We start from the raw sequence: 16,504 nt of genomic DNA, 5'->3' as shown, positions 1-16,504 counted from the left end.
CACGAGCCTGGCTCCGCATCCGCGGCTACATCTCCACGGTGCGCAAGCACGGCGACAACGTCTACGACGCACTCCGCGACGCCGTCACCGGAAACCCCTGGAAACCGCCGCTGACCTGCTGACCTGAGTGGTTACGGTGAACCACCGCTTCCTCGGGAACCACGCGATCGGCGGCGAGCGGAACGATCGAGCCACGCTGGAGCGTTGGTTCGCCCGTCTCTGGCTGGTCCTGCCCAACCTGCATCTGACCGTCAACGAGATCTGGGTGACCGGATGGCCGTGGAACACGACCGTCCTGGTCCAGTGGGACGGCGCCGCGACGCTCGAGGACGGCGGCGGCTACCGCCAGCACGCCGTCCACATCATCACACTGCGCTGGGGCCGCATCGTCGCACTCGATGTGTTCGAGGACTCCCAAGAGGTCGCCCGCGCACTCGCCATCCAAGCTGCGGCCGGCATCTCCGACGCGGCCGCACCTCCGATCGTCAGCTGACTCGATGATCCTCCGCGAGCCCGGGACGGCGGGCACTCACGTGCGGACGCGGTTCACGCGGAGCTTCCGCCCCAGGTCCCGCAGTCAGAATGTGGCGATCGGGTTGACCGGACTGCCCGACGTACCGGCGAAGCGGACCGGCGCGACTGCGAGGTGGAAGTCCCACTGGCCGAGCTCGGCAGCCGTCGCCGCGCACCCCTCCAGGTCGCAGTTGTCGAGCAGCCACAGACCCATCGCGACGAGGCTCACGGCGTGCACCGGCATCAACACGTCCGCGTAACCCGACGGCTGCACGTCCTGGGGTGTGTCCGCGCCGATCAGCGCGACCTCCCGCTCGTGCAGCCACGGCAGGCAGGACGCGTGCCAGCCGGCCTGTGTGAAGCCGACGGCCGCACCGGTCTCGTGCCGGGCGCGCCCGTAGCCGGTCCGCAGGAGGACCGCATCGCCGGATCGCACCCGCACACCCTGGCGACGCTCGGCCTCCTCGAGATCGTCGGGGAACACACCCTGCGCCGGTTCCAACCACGGCACGTCGCGGACCCTCGCAACGTCCAGCAGGACACCACGCGTGATGATCCCGTTCGCCGCCGCCGTGACGGCCGCCCACGCCGATCCCGTTGCGGCGTCGACCAGCGAGTGCGACCGCCCGTTGTACATGTCGCCGTCCCAGAAGATGTGGCACGGCGAGTCGACGTGGGTGAGCGTGTTGCCGTGGAACGCGATGCCGAGCCGCTCGGACGAGAAGCCCCATCGCCGGTCGCCGTGGAAGCGCGCCGGCATGTGCTCGGCACCCGGCATGTCGACGGCGTACGGGCACGTCGTCGTCGACCGCTCCATGTCTTCCGGTGCGGCGACCTCCCATGCGCACGACACGCTCCTGCCGTGGCGCACGGCCCGCGCCGCCGCCAGCCGGACGTCGTCGGTGATGTGGTTCAGAGTGCCGAGCTCGTCGTCGTCGCCCCACCGTCCCCAGTTCGACAGCGTGGTGAAGTACCCGAGCACGTCGTCCTGTGTGGGCATCGGTCGCTCTGCCGTCATCCCAACATCGACTCCTCCGGTCACGCGGTTCGAGGCACCAAGGCCCGCTGAACTGGCATGACACTACGGTCGTCGGGTCGGGTCGATGACCAGGACATTCAGATCGCACCCTCTTGCTTTTCAGCGCAGCGAGGATACCGACGATACAGCTGTCCGAGAGCCTGGCGCGATATCTGTCGATCGTATACTGCCAGAATCGCTGCAGGGCCTCGCGATACTCCTCGCCGCACTTCTCGAGAGAGCACTTGCACGCCCATCATGGTCGCTGCGCCGCGCAGACAAAGCCCTTATTTCGATAGCGCTGAGATGCTGACTGTGGTGCGGACCGGTCAATCCGCGAACGGCACCCGGGCCACACGTATCGCGGCGATTCCGAACACCCTTCACACGTTGACAGATCGCGTCGGAGAATGATTCACAAGCGGCGAGTCAGGACTGCGCCGGGCCGACGGATGAAGGTGCTCGAACCGCATACCTTGCTTTCGGGAAGAGGATCGGCACGCGCTTCAAAGGTGTCGAAAGAGGCAGGCGTCGCGAGCAGGCGCTGAAGTTTGGGCGGGAGCTGAGCTTGGACGACTGCCCGAAAGACTGGATGCCGACACGAGGTCGACCCGATCAGGCGGATGGACGACTCCCCGATCCGCCGCTGGATCGTGCTGACCTCGGTGATGTCCCGCTGGATCAGTAGCCGGGGAACACGCGCCGGAGCAGGTCGAGATCTGCCGCGCCGGTCGCGACGACACCCTCGGGTGTGTACCGCGGTGCGAGTCGCCCGGCGACCAACCGCAGCCAGGACTCGGCGGCCAGCTCGAGCGTGCCGTCGACGTGCCCGGGCGGCGTGAGGTCCACGCCGATGGGCGCATCCAGCCGGAGGACGAACTCCGATGCCGGGTCGACGGTCGTGACCTTCACGACCGCACGCCGGTCGCCGAGCGCGTCGGACTTGCCGATCCAGGCGAAGATGTCCGGTCCGTTGTGGAGCAACGCGGCCGCCGTGGCGGGGTCGAGGGTCGCGTCGTCGTCGAATGCGGCGCGCACGTCCCAGGCGTGCAGGGCCAGTTCGTTGAGCCGCATCGCGCCGAGGGTCGCCACCTCCACCGGAGCGGGGAGGAAGCCGAGATCGATGCGGAGGTCCGCGCGCGCAGCGTCGTCGAGGGACTCGTACAACGCCGTGAGCGCCTCGTCGGCCGGGACGAACGAGTCGGCGCGCTGCCGCCGCGACATCGCGTCCCACCGCGCCCAGACGGCGGGGGCGGCGTCAGGGCTCGGCGGCGACGTGCCGTCGACCGCCGCTCGGAGGACGGCCGTGGCGAGCTCGGCGCCGCTGCCGAGGTGGCTGAGGACCTGCGAGATGTCCCACTCCGTCGCGGCGGACCGTCTCGCCAGATCGTCGTCGTCGAAGCTCGACACCCGCGCCACGAGGGCCGTGTGCTCCGCGCGCATGGCCGCGATCACCCGATCCGCCGTGCTGACCCGTTCCGTTGTCATGCAGACGCTCCTCCCGGCCGGCCACTGCATGGCCTACTCCTGTTCGACAGAAACTTCAATACTCAACTATGTCGCTGCCGGACGGGCGGGCCGGGACATCCGACGTCGAACGGCCGCGGTGCCGCGCTCCGGCATCAGCGGGCCGCATCGGCGATCGCACCCTGATCCCGTCGAGCGATCTCGGCGCACCTGACCCAGGCGTTCGCCGCGCCGGGCGGCGCGCCGCTGCCCGCTCCGCCATCGGCGGCGGAGGTGTACCGGGCCCTTCTCCAGCTGCACGACGGGCGCCGCTGAGGCGCGAGGGCGCTGTCCTACGTGGGAAGGGTGAGTAGCGCCGACATCGTCGTGCGGACCTTCCCCGCGACCACCTCGGCGGAGGAGGTGTCGAACTTGCCGCCGAGGTGCAGGAACGCGAGCCCGTGGGCCAGCGCCCACAGGGCCGCCGCCATCGCCTCCGCGTCGGCGGTGGGGAACGCCCGCCGGACGACGGAGTGGAGGTAGTCGTTGATCGCCGTCGTCGCGGCCACCCGATCGGGACTGCCCGGGTCGCACGGCTCCGCGAACATCACCCGGAACAGCGCCGGGTGGTCGAGCGCGAACCGCACGTAGGCGACGGCCAGGTCGACGAGGTCGTCCGGCGTCGAGGGCGACGGGTGGGCGGCGGCCAGATGGCCGGCGAGCTCGCGGTAGCCCTCCGCGGCGACCGCGGAGAGCAGCGCCTCGCGGTCCGCGTAGTGGCGGTACGGAGCCGCCGGCGAGACACCGGCCCGGCGCGCCACCGCCCGCAAGGACAGCCCGGAGTGACCGCCCTCCTCGAGCAGATCCCGCGCCGCACGCAGGCAGGCCGCACGCAGGTCGCCGTGGTGGTAGGAGGCGGTCGCCTGCGACACGGATCACCTCTCCTGGTGTTTACGCCGCTTACATCGGGCGGCTAGGGTCTTCTGATGTATGCAGTGTACACATTGCCGCGAGCGACCCCGGAAGGGAAATCCGATGTCCAACGAGCTGTTCTCCCCGCTCCCCCTGCGCTCCGGCGCGGTGCTCGCCAACCGCATCGCGAAGGCGGCGATGGAGGAGAACATGGCGGGCACCGGGCAGCTGCCCGACCGGCAGCTTCTCGCGCTGTACCGGCACTGGGGCGCGGGCGGCGCGGGGCTGCTGATCACCGGGAACGTCATGGTGCACGCCGAGGCGCTCACCGGTCCCGCCGGCGTGGTGCTCGACGACGCCGCCCCGCTGGAGCCGTTCGCCGAGTGGGCGGCGGCCGGCAGATCCGGCGGCGCGGCGATGTGGATGCAGATCAACCACCCGGGCCGGCAGGTCGAGGCCGACATGCCCGGCGTCGTGTGGGCCCCGTCCGCAGTGGGCGTCGACGTCGGCCGGCACAGCAGCAGGTTCGGCCGACCCGTCGCCATGACGTCCGCTGAGATCGCCGCGACGGTGCAGCGGTTCGCCGTCACCGCCGCCCGCGCCGACGAGGCCGGATTCGACGGTGTGGAGATCCACGCCGCCCACGGCTACCTGCTGTCGCAGTTCCTGTCCCCGCTGGCCAACCGTCGGACCGACGAGTGGGGCGGCCCGCTGGAGAACCGGGCCCGGATGCTGCTCGACGTCGTCCGGGCGACGCGCGCCGCCGTCTCGCCGACGTTCGCCGTCGCGGTGAAGCTCAACACCGCCGACTTCCAGCGCGGCGGGTTCGACGCCGACGACGCCCGGCGGGTGATCGCGATGCTCGAACCGCTGGGCGTCGACCTGGTCGAGCTGTCGGGCGGCAGCTACGAGAGCCCCGCGATGACCGGCCGCGCCCTCGATGCCCGCACCCGGGCCCGTGAGGCCTACTTCCTCGACCTGGCCGCGCACCTGGTCGCGACCAGCCCGCTGCCGCTGATGCTCACCGGTGGCATCACCCGGGGCGCCACCGCCGAGCGGGTGCTGGACAGCGGGGTGGCCCTGGTCGGGATGGGCACCGCCCTCGCCGTCACCCCGGACCTGCCGCTGCGCTGGCGCGACGGCCGCGAGGCCGATCGGGCGCTGCGGCCGGTCGCCTGGTCCGACAAGACCCTCGCCTCGGCGGCGAGCATGGCGCAGGTCCGCCGCCAGATGCGGCGTGTCGCCCGCGGCAGCGACACCACATCCGGCGCCCTCCCGGCGTATGCCCTGGTCTCGGAGAATCTGCAGCGGCGACGGGCGATGCACCGCTACCGCGCCTGGCTCCCGGCCCGCACCGCCGCCCTCACCACGAAGGAGCACGCACGATGACCGCGGTCCTGTTCGTCGTCACCGCTGCCGACCGCTGGACGTTGAAGGACGGGACGGTCCACCCGTCGGGGTTCTGGGGCGAGGAGCTCGCCGTCCCGCACAAGATCTTCAGTGCGGCGGGCTGGGACATCACCATCGCCACGCCCGGCGGTACGCCGCCGACGCTGGACCGGCTCAGCATGTCCCGCACGGCCGGTTGGCCGTCCACGATCCGTGAGGTCGCCCGCTATCTCGACTCGATCCGGGCCGAGCTCGACACGCCTCGGTCGCTGGACGAGGTCGACCCCGACGAGTTCGACGTCGTGTTCTACCCCGGCGGGCACGGGCCGATGGAGGACCTCGCGGACGACCCCGTCTCCGGCGCACTGCTCACCCGCGTCCTGCACTCCGGCAAGCCGCTGGCACTGCTGTGCCACGCACCGGCCGCCACCCTGGCCGCACGCGACGACGACGGATCCTGGCCGTTCGCCGGGTACCGGTTGACGGGTCTGTCCACCACCGAGGAGAAGCTGACCACCTTCGGCCGGAAGGCCCCGTGGTACCTGGAGGACCGGCTGCGTGAGAACGGCGCGGACTACTCCAAGGCTCGCCTGCCACTGCGCCCGTACGTCGTGGTCGACCGCAACCTGTACACCGGCCAGAACCCGGCCTCCTCCGAGCAGCTGGCGAAGAAGCTCGTGGCCGACGTCGGCGACCCGGCGCCGTGACGCGTCAGGGAGAACCCGGCACGGTGTGGACGGCGAGTCCGGCCGGCATGCCGCGTCCCGAATGCTTCGTCATGTCGACAACTATCGACAGATGCTAGCCTCGCGGCCATGACCGCGAACGAGAACCTCGCCTTCGACGCGCTGTCGGACCGGGTTCGGCGGCAGATCCTGTCCGTTCTCGGCGAGGGCGGCGAGCTCACGGTCACGGAGATCGCGGAGCGGGTCGATGTCATCGGGCGGAGCACGGTGTCGAGCCACCTGCGGATCCTGCGCACGTCCGGCGTGGTGGTCGAGCGTCGTGACGGGCGTCGTCGCTACTACTCGCTCGACGCCGACGGCTCGGTGCAGGACGCGTTCCGCTACCTGCAGGGACTGCTGCGCAACGCGGTGCGGATCGACCCGTCCGCGACCGGCACCGCGGACTCCCCCGACGAACTGCAGCGCGGCGCCGGCTGATCAGCCCAACCGTCGGAGATCGGAGCCGTGCAGGCGTGATGGACACGACGCTGATGGCGGAGTCCGTCGTGGATCTCCCGCCTGCCGAGGCCTACCGGCTCTTCGGGCGGCGGGAGGCGGGGAGCTGGCTGTTCCAGGCGCGATGCGAGTCGCTGACGATCGGGTCGACGGTTCGCGTCACCCTCCCGGTCGGGCCGGGAAGTGCCCGGCGGTTCGGTGTGGAGCTGCTCGGACGGCTCTCGGCGGTCCGGCCGAACTCCATGATCAGCATCGAGCATGCGCAGCCGTGGCGCGGACGGCTGAGGGTGATGTTCGATCGGCAGGGGCCGCGGCGCACTCGGATACGGGTGCGGGCCGACGTGTCCAGCACCGGGGTGGAGTGGCTGGTCCGGCACGCCGGAGGTGTGCTTCCGGTGCCGCCGGTGGCGCGCGACGCCGTGCGGATCGGGGTGGTCACGAGCAAATCCGGTCCGGCGGCCATCTACTCGATGGCGACCGAGTATCTCGCGGAGCTCGCGGTCGACGAGGTCAACGAGTCCGGCGGGCTCAACGGCCGACGGCTGGAGCTGCTGGTCGTCGACGACGCCACGGATCCCGCGCTGGCCGCAGCGGAGGCGCGCCGGCTGACCGGAGCCGGTTGCCGGACCATCTTCGCCTGCACGACGTCGAGCAGCTTCGCGGCCATCAGCAGCGCGGTTCGCACGGAGGGTGTGCTGCTCGTGCACGCCGTGATGAACGAGCGCGGCGACGGGGAAGGCCCGTCCGTCGTGCGGTTCGGCGAGCACCCGGCCGCCCAGATCGGCCGCATGGCGGGCCCGATCATGCGGGCCACGGGTGCCCGGAACTGGTTCCTGGTCGGCGAGGAGTACAGCTGGTCCTACGGGGCCCACGCCGCCGCACGCATCGCCGTCCCGAGGGCGGCGGGGCGGGTGATCGGCGAGGCCTACACCCCCACCGGGACGTCGGACTACCGGCAGATCATCGAGCGGATCCAGCACTCCGGCGCGGACGTCGTGCTGTCCTCGCTGATCGGTGCGGACGAGGTCGAGTTCCAGCGGCAGTGTGCCGCCGCGGGCCTGCGGTCGTCGGCCCGCTCCCTGTCTCTCGTGATGGACGAGCCGACGTGTGCGCACATCGGAGCCGAGGCCGCGGAAGGCATCTGGACCGCCCTCGGCTACCTGCAGGACGGCACCGCGGCGGGCAACCAGGACCTCGTCGCGCGATACCGGGCGGCGTACGGTCGCTGGGCCCCACCCCTCTCGACCCTGTCGGAGACGGTGTACGAGGCGATCCTGCAGTACGCCCGAGCCGTGCGAGCGACGCCCGAGGACAGCGCCGGCCTGCAGGGTCGCGCCCTGCTGCAGCATCGCTCCGGTTCGGGCGGCACCACGATCGGAGCGCGCGACCTCCTCACGCCGCGCCTGTACCTGGCGGAGGCACGCAACGGCGGTCTCCACATGCTCGACGAGGCCTGCTAGCCCGGCGCCGACCGATCACTCCTCCGACGCGGATATCTGCCATATGTCGATAGATATCGACATATGCTTCCGTCACCGCTAGGGTCGCCCGCAACACCGCCGACGAAAGGTGGCCGCAACATGGACGGCGTGCACGATCTCGGAGGTCGGCACGGGCTCGGCCCGATCGCCCCTGAGCAGGACGAGCCGGTCTTCCACGCGGACTGGGAGCGTTCCGTGCTGGTGATGTTCCCCGCGATGGCCATGGCCGGGGCGTTCAACCTCGACGAGTTCCGGTCCGGCATGGAGCAGATCCCGCCCGCGGAGTACCTCTCGGCGACCTACTACGAGCACTGGCTGCACTCCATGATCCTCTACGGCACCCGGGCGGGGATCTTCGATCCGGACGATCTGGAGCGGCGGACCCGGCACTACCTGGACCACCCCGGGGAGGCCGCGCCCGAGGCGGCCAAGCCGGAGCTCGTCGAGACGCTGCGCGGGCTGATCCCGGGCGGCGACGAGTACCGGCGCCAGACGGACGCGGAGCCGGCCTTCGCGGTCGGCCAGACGGTACGGGTCCGACCCGAGGTGTCGACCACCCACACCCGGCGTGCGGGCTACATCCGCGGGCGCGTCGGCGAGGTCGTCGCCGCGCACGGCGCCTACGTGTACCCCGACAGCAACGCCCTCGGCCTCGGCGAGGACCCGCACCACCTCTACACCGTGCGGTTCACGGCGTCCGAGCTGTGGGGCGACGAGCCCGGCGCGGCGAACTCCCTCGTCCACATCGACCTGTGGCAGCCCTACCTGATCGCGGCCTGACGCCGCTTCCCACCCCTCACCGCACCGATTCGATCGAAGGGTCGTCATGTCCGTCGCGCACCACCACACGCATTCACGACACGACGAGGTCGTCGCCGCCCGGGTCAAGGCGATGGAGGCGATCCTCGTCGAGAAGGGCATCATCGGTACCGACGCGATCGACTTCATGTCGTCGGTCTACGAGAACGAGGTCGGCCCGCAGCTCGGGGCGACGATCGTGGCCCGCGCCTGGGTCGACGCCGCTTTCCGGGCGCGGCTGCTCGCCGACGCGACCGCGGCCTGCGCGGAGATGGGCGTCGGCGGGATGCAGGGCGAGGAGATGATCGTCCTGGAGAACACCGACGCGGTCCACAACCTGGTCGTGTGCACGCTCTGCTCGTGCTACCCGTGGCCCGTCCTGGGGTTGCCGCCGAACTGGTACAAGTACCCGGCCTACCGGGCCCGGGCGGTCCGCGACCCCCGTGGCGTCATGGCCGAGTTCGGCCTGCGGCTCCCCGACAGCACCGAGATCCGGATCTGGGACTCCAGCGCCGAGCTGCGCTACTGGGTGCTCCCGCGCCGGCCCGAGGGGACGGACGGACTCACCGAGGAGCAGCTCGCCCTGCTGGTGACACGCGACTCGCTGATCGGTGTCGGCGAAGCGCTCCGGCCCGGCGCCGCCGACACCGAGGCGGAGGCCTGAGCCGATGCGGCAGATCAGCGAGCGGCCGTCGCCGGACGCCAGGCCCCGGGTGGACTCCCTGGTCGACGTGCTGCCCCGCGGAGACCGCATTCCGCGACGCTCGGGCGACCTCGCCTTCGACCACGCGTGGGAGATCCGTGCCTTCAGCATCGCCATGGCACTGCACGAACGCCTCGGCTTCCCCTGGAGCGACTTCCAGGAGGAGCTGGTCACGGCCATCCGTGAGTGGGAGGCCGAGCACCCAGACCTCACCGGCTGGAGTTACTACGAGCGGTGGACGGCCGCACTCGAACGGCTCGCGGAGCGCAAGGGCTGGCTCGCCCGCGCCGACCTCGACGCCAGGGCCGAGGACATCCTGGCCTCGCCCGCCAGTTCCGACCACCAGCACGCCGTGCGCGAACCCGTCGCCGTCCTGATCCCCGGAGGTCGCGGACATGTCCGATGAGCAGGCCGTCGACGGCCCGGGCCGCATCGTCCGCTTCCCCGCCGGGACCACGAACGTCGGATTCGCGCTCTTCGGGATCCAGACCCACGAGGACGCCCGCACGGAGTCCTTCCTGGCCGACATGCGGCGGCTCTTCGGCGGCCCTGCCGGCCCGGGGAAGGTCGAACGCTGCCACCGCCACGACTCCGACTCCGGGCACCACACGATCCTCATGGCCTACTGGACCGGGGCCCGGCAGGCCCGGGACTTCCTCGCGTCCCGGCCCGTGGCGTCGTGGTGGGACGCGCTCCCGGTCGACGATCCCGGCACCGGCTACTGGCGGGAGGTGATGACGCCGCGCGCCGGCCGGTTCCACTACTTCGGGGTGGGCCCGCACGAGGTCGGGATCACCCCGCTCCTCGGGCTGCAGGCGACGGACAAGTTCGGCTACTGGGGTGGCTACCGGGATCGGATGATCGACTCGGCCACGGACGACTTCGCCAGCCCGCTCCCGGAGCTTCCCGAGGTGCGGCAGGTCGACTCGCGCGGGCACCGGGTGGCCGTCACCACACCCGAGAACCTCTGCTTCGTGCGTGAGGGCGCCGACACCAGCCACGTCGTCGAGCCGAAGGAGCAGAAGCTCTGGGACGACCTGCTGAAGCCGGCCAGCCAGAAGTGGATCTCCTACCTGGCCACGAGCCCGCACACCAGCGGGTGCGCATCGATCGTCGACACCGTCGAGCAGGACCTGGAGACCGGGCGGGACCTGCGCAGGGCGAGCCAGTTCGCGTACTTCCTGACGCTCGGTCACCTGGAGCACGCCGCACGCACCCAGCCCTCCCATCTCGCGCTCTACAACGCGTTCATGGGGGCGGCGACCGAGCTGGCCGAGAACGGGATCGCCATGGGCCTGTTCGTCTGGGCGGAGGCGCACATCCTGCGTTCCGGCGAGCTCTCGGCCGAGTACGTGAACTGCCATCCGGACACCGGCCTGCTGCCGCTGTTCGCGTCCGCCCCCTCGACGGTCCCGGGAGGCGTCCGATGACCGCGTTCGCCCACAAGGCCCTGCTCTGCTCGCTCTACGACCAGGTCGTGAACGCCGGCCAGCTGCGGCGGATCCCGGAGTTCCTCGCTCCCGGCTTCGTCGGCCATCTCAGCGGCCTCGACTCCCCCGTCCGGGGCCCGGCCGGGTTCGCCGAGGTGATCGTGGCCCTGAGATCGACCTTCCCCGACCTCAACACCGCGATCGAGGGCGGCTGGCTGCTGCACGAGCTCGACACCCACGTGGTCGGCAAGGGGCGCTCGATCGACCGGCTCGCCGCGCTCGTCGTCTACCGCGGGACGTCGCGGGACCACGCCGAGATGACCTGGTCGGAGGCCGTGTTCGGGCGGGTCGAGGACGGTCGCATCGCCGAGCTGATCACGGTCGCCGATCCGTTGATCCCCGTCCGGTCCGACGTTCTCGCCGGGACGACCGCATGAACGACGACGAGATCACGACCGAGTCGGTGCGGCGGCTGGCGGCGTTCGCCGCGCTCCCCCTGCCCGAGGCACGCCTCGCTCCCCTGGCCGACCTGCTCCGGCAGTGGATTCCGGCGGCCAACGCGCTGAGCTCCCGGATGCAGGCCGACGACCTGCGGTCCTCGATGCCCGCCGTGGTGTTCACCCAGGGAGAGTCCGGCACGGGCGCGGAGGCCGACCGATGAACGACGACGAACTCCTCGACCGCAGCCTCACCGAGGCGGCCGGGCTCGTGGCGAGCCGCCAGGTGTCGCCCGTCGAGCTGGTGGAGGCCGCGCTGCGGCGCATCGAGAGCATCGAAGGGACCAACGCCTACATCTCGGTCTGTGCCGACAGCGCTCGCGACGTCGCCGAGGCGACCGCCCGGATGGCCGCGGCCGGGCATCTCCTCGGTCCGCTGCACGGTGTCCCGGTCGCCCTGAAGGACAACATCGACGTCCGGGGCCAGGTGACGACCGCGGGCTCGAAGATCCTCGCGGACTTCCGTCCGGCCGAGGACGCCACGGTCGTCAAGCGGCTCCGCGCCGCGGGAGCGATCCTCGTCGGCAAGACCAACCTGCACGAGTTCGCCTGGGGCGGCACCTCGGCGAACCCGCACCACGGCTCGGTCACCAACCCCTGGGACACGAGCCGGATGCCCGGTGGTTCCAGCGGAGGGTCCGGGGTCGCCGTCGCGACCAGGTCCTGTTTCGGCGCCCTGGGCACCGACACCGGCGGGTCGATCCGGCTCCCGTCGGCACTCAACGGCGTCACCGGGCTCCGGCCGACCATCGGCCGGGTCCCCAACACCGGTGTGGTGCCCCTGGCCTGGAGCATGGACACGGTCGGTCCGATGGCACGCACGGCCGCGGACTGCGCCGCGATGTTCTCGGTGCTGGCCGGTTTCGATCCCCACGACCCCGGGTCGGTACCGCGCCCGGGCGAGGACGCCGCGCGCGATCTCCCGCTCGGCGTCGACGGCGTGCGAATCGGCCTGATCGCCGGGTACTCCCTGCACCACGTCCAGCCACTGGTCGAGAAGGCGGTGCGCGCAGCGCTGGACACCCTCCGCGGGCTGGGGGCACGGACGTGCGAGGTCCGGGTCGACGACATCGAGGGCAACATCTCCGCCCAGCTGACCGTGGAGGCCGCCGAGCCCAGCACCTACCACCAGCGGTGGCTGCGGGAACGGCCCGACGACTACGGCGACGACGTCCGCCTGTTGCTCGAGGCCGGTGAGATGCTGCTGGCCACCCACTACCTGCAGGCGCAGCGCTACCGGGCACTGCTCCGCAGGCAGACCCTCGCCGCTCTGGAGCGGGCCGACGTGCTCGCCTGCCCGACGTTGCCGTTCACGGCCACCCCGCTCGGCGATGTCATGGTCGAGATCGACGCGGGCGAGCCCGAGGACATGCTGTCCGCGATCATGCAGTTCACCGGTCTTCCCTCGCTCACCGGCCTGCCGGCGATCAGCCTGCCGGTCGGGTTCGACGACGCCGGACTGCCGATCGGGCTGCAGCTCATCGGCAAGCCGTTCGCCGAGGCGACGCTCCTGCGGATCGCCCATGCGTTCCAGCAGGCCACCACGTTCCACACCGCGGCCCCGCCGCCCGTCGCACCCGCCTGAGCCTTCTTACCGAGCGCTAACCGAAGCCTTGCCTTCGGGTTGCCGGACGCCTCCTAGCGTCGGGCACGACCCCTCGGAAAGGAGCGGTGATGAGGTATCGGCGCTGTGTCGTCGCCCTCGCGGTGACCGCCGCCGCGGCCACCGCCGCGTGCTCGGCGCAGCCGCCCGTCGCGCCCACCTACGCCGTTCCGGCGCCGACCGGCGACGCGGTCCTGCACGTCGCCCCGGACGGTGACGACGAGGGCCCGGGCACCGAGCGGGAGCCGCTGGCGACGATCTCGGCGGCCGCCGAGCGGGCCCGCCCCGGCACTACCGTGCTGGTCGGCGACGGCACCTACGAAGGCGATGTCCGCACGGCCGCCGACGGCACGCCGGACGCCCGCATCGCGTTCGTGGCGCAGTCACCCGCTGCCTCGATTCGCACCGACGGGAACGCCACCGGGGGCTGGGAGAACGACGGCGACTACGTCGACATCGTCGGCTTCACCCTCACCGGCGACAACGAGGACGGCATCTTCAACCGCGGCTCGCACGTGCGGATCATGAACAACCGGGTCTCCCAGTTCCCCGGCAACTGCATCTACACCGCGAACGACGACTACGACCTGACCGACATCGACGTCATCGGCAACATCGCCTCAGACTGCGGCGAGAGCAACCTCGACCACGCGATCTACGTCACCCACCAGGGCGGCGTCATCGCCAACAACCTGGCCTACGGCGCACCGGGATTCGGCATCCACTGCTGGCACGCCTGCAACCGGATCACGATCGTCAACAACGTCGTGTTCGACAACGGCGAGGGCGGCATCGTCATCGGCGGTGCGAACGACGACGACGTCCCGGTCGAGGACTCGCTGGTCGCGAACAACATCGTCGTCGCGAACGCGCGGGAAGGGATCCGCGAGGGCGGCGACTCGGGATCGGGGAACCGCTTCCTCAACAACCTCCTCTGGGACAACGAGCGCGACCAGATCCTGCTCCGCGACGGCGAGGAGGCCGGGACGATCGTCGCCGATCCGCAGTTCGTCGACTACCGCGCGGACGGCGCCGGTGACTACCGGCTCCTCCCGTCGAGCCCCGCCGTCGGCCGCGGCACCTCGGAGATGGCCCCGCCGGTGGCGATCGACGGCACGCCCCGCCCGACCGGTGCAGTCGATCTCGGCGCGTACCAGCTGTAGGCGCCGTGACGGAGCCGGTCCGCGACGGCGGGGTCGGTAACATCGCCGAGGTGGCATCGGTCCTGGTCGTCGAGGACAACGCGACGATCGGCGAGGTCCTCGAGACGACCCTGCGCGACAGTGGTCACCACGTCGTGCTGGCCACCACGGGAGGTGCGGCTCTCGCGGCGGGCGCGGCTGGACGGTTCGATCTGGTGCTGCTCGACCTCGGCCTGCCCGACGTCGACGGGGTGGACGTGTGCCGGCGGCTGCGGCCGCTGCAGAGCACCGCCGTCATCGTCGTCCTGACCGCCCGCACCGCCGAGATGGATGTGATCGTCGCGCTGGAGGCCGGGGCCGACGACTACCTGACCAAGCCGGTCCGCCTCGGCGAGCTGCTCGCCCGGACCCGCGCGCACCTGCGCCGCAGCGGCACAGCCGAGCGCTCGACGACGGTGCGTCTCGGCGACCTGGTCGTCGACCTCGGCAGCAGGCGGGTGACCGTGGCGGGCCGGGAGGTCGTCCTGCGGACCAAGGAGTTCGACCTGCTCGCGCGGTTCGCGCGCGACCCGGACGTCGCCCTCAGCCGCGACACGCTGATCTCCGACGTCTGGGACGAGAACTGGTACGGCTCGACCAAGACACTCGACGTGCACGTCGCCGCGCTGCGCCGGCGGATCGCCTCGAGCGGGGGCACCCCGGAGCGGCTGCCCGCGATCACGACGCTGCGCGGGCACGGCTACCGCCTGGAGACACCCGCCCCCGGGTCGGACCGCTCCGCAGGAGGCTGACCATGCGACGCCGGATCGTCGGCCTCACCGTGCTCGCCGCGACGCTCGCCGTGGTGCTGTTCGGCTTGCCCCTTGCCGTCGGCGCAGCTCAGCTCACCGTCGCGGAGGAGCAAGCCTCGCTGCAGCGGCTGGCCGGCGTCACCGCCCGCTCCGTGCAGACCGAGCTCTCCCACGGCGACACACCCGACGAGATCCCGGAGGGCGACGGCGACACCGAGATCGCCGTCTACGACGACGACGGCGACCTGATCATCGGCAGTGGGCCCGACACCGGCGACTCGCGGGTCCGCGCCGCGCTGCAGGGCCGGACGACCCAGGGGAACGACGACGGGACCCTGATCGTCACCGTGCCCGTGACGGGCGAGCACGCGGTCCACGGGGCGGTACGGGTGGCCCGGCCGGTCGCCGACATCTACCACCACCTCGTGCCGGCGTGGCTGGGCATGCTCGCCCTCGGCGCGCTGGTGCTCGTCCTCGTCTGGCAGCTCGCCCGGCGGCAGGCGCGGCGGCTGGCCGAGCCGCTGGAGACGCTCTCGGTCAACGCGCGCAGGCTCGGTGACGGCGACTTCGGGGTCCGCTCCCCGTCCGCCGGGATCCCGGAGATCGACGCCGTCGGGCAGGCCCTGAACGACACCGCCGAGCGGCTCGACGCCCTGCTCGCTCGCGAGCGGGCGTTCTCCGCCGAGGCCTCCCACCAGCTGCGCACCCCGCTCGCCGGACTCCGCCTGCGGCTCGAGTCGGCCCTCACGATGTCCGACGAGGAGTCCCGGCGCGCCGTGCACGCCGGGATCGCCTCCGCCGACCAGCTGGAACGCACGATCGACGAGCTGATGCTGCTCGCCAGGGAACCGGCCTCGACCCGGGGCGAACCGGTGGACGTGGCGGCGCTGACCGCGGACGTCCTCGCGCCGCGACGGGAGCGCCTCGTCGCCGCGGGCCGCGCGCTCGACGAGACCCTGGAGGCCGACCTCTCCCGCGCACCGGTCTCGGCCGCGGCCGTCCGGCAGGTGCTCGGTGTGCTGCTCGACAACGCCGAGCTGCACGGGCGAGGGACCGTCCACGTCACCGTCCGGGACACCGCGGGTGCGGTGGCCGTCGACGTCGCGGACGACGGCGACGGCCTGGACCCCGGCGCCCTGACGCACACCCGCAACGGCGGGATGGGACTGGGCCTCGCCCGCCGACTCGCCGAGGCCGAGGGAGGCCGCCTCGTCCTCACCCGGCCGTCGCCGCCGGTCTTCACCCTTCTCCTGCCCGCCGCACCGCAGCGTGACGTCGACCGGGACGCGCCCCGTCAGGCGGCGCCCGCCGAGAGCCCGTAGAGGACGCGGAGGACGCACTCGTGCGGGGCGATCACGTCCCCGCGGGCTAACGGACGGGCGTGGTCGGCCGCACCGGCGGCGTGGCCGGGACGGTGTCGGCCTCGGTGGGCGGCTCGGGCAGCCGCAGGCGCTTGAGCATCAGAGCGTTCACCGCGACGAGGAGGCTGGACCCGGACATCGACAGCGCGGCGATCTCGGGTCGCAGCACGAGCCCGAACGCGGGCTCGAACACGCCCGCGGCGATCGGCAGCGCGACGGCGTTGTAGCCGATGGCCCAG

General features: G+C 71.7%; 19 protein-coding genes. 15 read left to right on the top strand and 4 right to left on the bottom strand.

Translation table 11 applies throughout. From position 1 onward, the window contains the following. Positions 1-136: 136 nt before the first annotated feature. Complete coding sequence (locus tag AB7J25_RS25915) at positions 137-493, top strand: nuclear transport factor 2 family protein (protein ID WP_428513103.1); 357 nt, start codon at positions 137-139, stop codon at positions 491-493. Between the two features lie 84 nt (positions 494-577). Here the strand turns inward: AB7J25_RS25915 and AB7J25_RS25910 are convergent, their stop codons facing one another. The 3 genes from AB7J25_RS25910 to AB7J25_RS25900 form a co-directional block, all read right to left on the bottom strand. After that, a complete protein-coding gene (locus AB7J25_RS25910; protein ID WP_428513101.1) occupies positions 578-1,513 on the bottom strand; it encodes a cyclase family protein in 936 nt (311 codons plus the stop codon). Between the two features lie 699 nt (positions 1,514-2,212). Next, entirely contained in the window at positions 2,213-3,019 is an 807-nt protein-coding gene (locus tag AB7J25_RS25905; RefSeq protein ID WP_428513099.1) for a maleylpyruvate isomerase family mycothiol-dependent enzyme, read from the bottom strand. 311 nt (positions 3,020-3,330) lie between these two features. Next, positions 3,331-3,909, bottom strand: a complete 579-nt coding sequence (locus AB7J25_RS25900) for a TetR/AcrR family transcriptional regulator (protein WP_428513097.1) — start codon at positions 3,907-3,909, stop codon at positions 3,331-3,333. A gap of 103 nt (positions 3,910-4,012) precedes the next feature. On the opposite strand from AB7J25_RS25900, the gene AB7J25_RS25895 reads away from it, so the two are divergent. From AB7J25_RS25895 to AB7J25_RS25830, 14 genes are all read left to right on the top strand, one after another. Beyond that, positions 4,013-5,278, top strand: coding sequence for an NADH:flavin oxidoreductase/NADH oxidase family protein (locus AB7J25_RS25895; RefSeq protein WP_428513095.1), 1,266 nt, complete (start codon positions 4,013-4,015; stop codon positions 5,276-5,278). Beyond that, the gene (locus tag AB7J25_RS25890) at positions 5,275-5,985 is read left to right on the top strand and encodes a type 1 glutamine amidotransferase domain-containing protein (RefSeq protein WP_428513093.1); all 711 of its coding nucleotides are present in this window, start codon (positions 5,275-5,277) and stop codon (positions 5,983-5,985) included. Before AB7J25_RS25895 ends, AB7J25_RS25890 begins: the two co-directional genes overlap by 4 nt. Before the next feature lie 108 nt (positions 5,986-6,093). Continuing rightward, entirely contained in the window at positions 6,094-6,441 is a 348-nt protein-coding gene (locus tag AB7J25_RS25885; RefSeq protein WP_428513091.1) for an ArsR/SmtB family transcription factor, read from the top strand. Positions 6,442-6,479: 38 nt separating this feature from the next. Then, the gene (locus AB7J25_RS25880) at positions 6,480-7,919 is read left to right on the top strand and encodes an ABC transporter substrate-binding protein (RefSeq protein WP_428513089.1); all 1,440 of its coding nucleotides are present in this window, start codon (positions 6,480-6,482) and stop codon (positions 7,917-7,919) included. 120 nt (positions 7,920-8,039) lie between these two features. After that, positions 8,040-8,720 (top strand): nitrile hydratase subunit beta, encoded by a 681-nt coding sequence (nthB, locus tag AB7J25_RS25875; protein ID WP_428513087.1) that lies wholly within the window; start codon positions 8,040-8,042, stop codon positions 8,718-8,720. A 46-nt stretch (positions 8,721-8,766) separates the two neighbouring features. Continuing rightward, positions 8,767-9,402 (top strand): nitrile hydratase subunit alpha, encoded by a 636-nt coding sequence (gene nthA / locus AB7J25_RS25870; protein WP_428513085.1) that lies wholly within the window; start codon positions 8,767-8,769, stop codon positions 9,400-9,402. 4 nt (positions 9,403-9,406) lie between these two features. Further along, a complete protein-coding gene (locus AB7J25_RS25865; RefSeq protein ID WP_428513083.1) occupies positions 9,407-9,847 on the top strand; it encodes a nitrile hydratase accessory protein in 441 nt (146 codons plus the stop codon). Then, positions 9,837-10,871 carry a phenylacetaldoxime dehydratase family protein gene (locus AB7J25_RS25860; protein ID WP_428513081.1) on the top strand — a complete coding sequence of 345 codons (1,035 nt, stop codon included), beginning with the start codon at positions 9,837-9,839 and terminating at the stop codon, positions 10,869-10,871. Before AB7J25_RS25865 ends, AB7J25_RS25860 begins: the two co-directional genes overlap by 11 nt. Then, on the top strand, positions 10,868-11,308 hold the full coding sequence (locus AB7J25_RS25855; RefSeq protein WP_428513079.1) for an ester cyclase: 441 nt from the start codon (positions 10,868-10,870) through the stop codon (positions 11,306-11,308). Before AB7J25_RS25860 ends, AB7J25_RS25855 begins: the two co-directional genes overlap by 4 nt. Beyond that, positions 11,305-11,532: a hypothetical protein gene (locus tag AB7J25_RS25850; protein ID WP_428513077.1), complete on the top strand. Its 228-nt coding sequence runs from the start codon at positions 11,305-11,307 to the stop codon at positions 11,530-11,532. The genes AB7J25_RS25855 and AB7J25_RS25850 overlap by 4 nt, the downstream gene beginning before the upstream one ends. Beyond that, on the top strand, positions 11,529-12,953 hold the full coding sequence (locus AB7J25_RS25845) for an amidase (protein ID WP_428513075.1): 1,425 nt from the start codon (positions 11,529-11,531) through the stop codon (positions 12,951-12,953). The genes AB7J25_RS25850 and AB7J25_RS25845 overlap by 4 nt, the downstream gene beginning before the upstream one ends. 89 nt (positions 12,954-13,042) lie before the next feature. After that, a complete protein-coding gene (locus AB7J25_RS25840) occupies positions 13,043-14,134 on the top strand; it encodes a right-handed parallel beta-helix repeat-containing protein (protein WP_428513073.1) in 1,092 nt (363 codons plus the stop codon). A 50-nt stretch (positions 14,135-14,184) separates the two neighbouring features. Next, entirely contained in the window at positions 14,185-14,904 is a 720-nt protein-coding gene (locus AB7J25_RS25835) for a response regulator transcription factor (RefSeq protein ID WP_428513071.1), read from the top strand. A 2-nt stretch (positions 14,905-14,906) separates the two neighbouring features. Next, complete coding sequence (locus AB7J25_RS25830; RefSeq protein ID WP_428513069.1) at positions 14,907-16,226, top strand: sensor histidine kinase; 1,320 nt, start codon at positions 14,907-14,909, stop codon at positions 16,224-16,226. Between the two features lie 46 nt (positions 16,227-16,272). On the opposite strand, the gene AB7J25_RS25825 is transcribed toward AB7J25_RS25830, so the two are convergent. Next, positions 16,273-16,504, bottom strand: a 232-nt coding sequence (locus AB7J25_RS25825) for a hypothetical protein (protein WP_428513067.1), incomplete at its 5' end; no start/stop codon positions are given.

This window comes from Pseudonocardia sp. (assembly GCF_050246655.1).
Taxonomy (GTDB): domain Bacteria; phylum Actinomycetota; class Actinomycetes; order Mycobacteriales; family Pseudonocardiaceae; genus Pseudonocardia.
Note: the sequence above shows the minus strand (reverse complement) of the source record. Positions and strands in the feature narration are given on the sequence as shown.